Source organism: Desulfocastanea catecholica (assembly GCF_054657295.1).
Map to the genome: position 1 here is coordinate 1 of NZ_BAAHYZ010000118.1, position 690 is coordinate 690.

The following is a 690-nucleotide window of genomic DNA, read 5'->3' on the forward strand; positions in this document are numbered from 1 at the left end:
TAATATTTTTCACATCACATGTTGAAAATGGAGCAACTTTCCAGTCCAATAGGCTAGGACCTTAACAGTTGATCCCTAAAGCCTGACAATTGACAGAAGGGTAGTACCTTCGAAGCAGCAATGTTAAAAAAAATATCTGCAGCTTGTTCGCAGAACGTTTTGGTTGAAAAGGAGTAAACTGCCTCCGGATCTCCAGGAATATGACAATAATCAGTTCTGTCCTCTTTTCATGCTTAATGCGACCTCCTCGGTCTTGACCGCACGTCCCAAACGGACGCTGATCATGGGCGTCCGTTACAATCCCTTGCATGGCAATGCCCTTCCCGGGGGCCCCTGCCGTTCGGCCTGAGGCCCCTATGACGGGGGGAGGCAATGCCTGCTTCAGAATGCGCTTTTCAGGATGGTGTTGATCTCCTCGGGAAAGGCCATGCACACGGTCTCGTTGAAAAGCATCTGGAGAGCCCCCACATCGGGTGTCCCCAGTTTCTGGCTGAAAAAGGTCCTGGGCGAAAAAAGGAGGTGGAGGCGGAAGTGCTCATCGTTCTCCGCAGCCGTGAAGAAATTCATGTTAAAACTGTAAATCCCCATTTTGTCATACTCGGCCATGACCCTTGTCAGGCCTGTTGCCAGATCTCTCAAGTCGGCGTCGGTCAGCCCCAGAGTCCAGCAGACATCCTCGACCACGGCAAC

Annotated in this window: 2 protein-coding genes; one reads left to right on the forward strand and one right to left on the reverse strand. The window is 51.3% G+C overall.

Going from position 1 to position 690, the window contains the following annotated elements:
• Nucleotides 1–163: 163 nt before the first annotated feature.
• On the forward strand, nucleotides 164–349 hold the full coding sequence (locus tag ACYQ8U_RS23115) for a hypothetical protein (protein ID WP_459947915.1): 186 nt from the start codon (nucleotides 164–166) through the stop codon (nucleotides 347–349).
• Between the two features lie 32 nt (nucleotides 350–381).
• Here ACYQ8U_RS23115 and ACYQ8U_RS23120 read toward each other — a convergent pair.
• The coding region (locus ACYQ8U_RS23120) for a hypothetical protein (RefSeq protein ID WP_459947916.1) at nucleotides 382–690 on the reverse strand (309 nt) is incomplete at its 5' end.